The organism is Streptomyces sp. NRRL S-495 (genome assembly GCF_000966955.1).
Classification (GTDB): Bacteria; Actinomycetota; Actinomycetes; order Streptomycetales; family Streptomycetaceae; genus Kitasatospora; species Kitasatospora purpeofusca.
In genome coordinates this window covers 1-368 of sequence record NZ_JZWY01000480.1, presented here as the reverse complement: position 1 = coordinate 368, position 368 = coordinate 1, and the positions used below count along the sequence as shown (strand labels likewise).

The 368-nt window shown below is 79.1% G+C and carries 1 protein-coding gene; it reads right to left on the bottom strand.

Annotated elements, in window-relative coordinates; translation table 11 throughout:
• Nucleotides 1-55: 55 nt before the first annotated feature.
• Nucleotides 56-368: hypothetical protein (locus VR45_RS24085; RefSeq protein ID WP_052709331.1), on the bottom strand; the 313-nt coding region annotated here is incomplete at its 5' end.

The window sequence follows — 368 nt, the reverse complement described above, 5'->3', positions numbered from 1 at the left end:
TCGTGCCGGCGGTGCGTCGGCCGGGCCGATGGCCGGTCGGCCGAGTCGGCGGTCGTCAGCCGTGCAGGGCGACCGGGACGACGGCGAGCAGGGCCACGGCGAACGCCACCGAGAGGCACACGGCCGCCCAGCGGGCGCAGATCCGGCGGCACTCGGCGCGGTAGCGGGCGGCCAGCGCGCGGCAGCGGCCCACCGCGCGGTCGACCACCTCCTCCGCGTACCGGAGGCGGTCCTCGGCGTACGCCTGCTCCAGGGCCTCCCGGTCGTCCGGTCCGAGCCAGGGGAAGCGGTCGGCGAAGGCCCGGGCGTCGCGCTGGGCCGCCGCGACCTCCGCCTCCCAGGCGAGGTAGCCCTCCAGCCGGGCGATC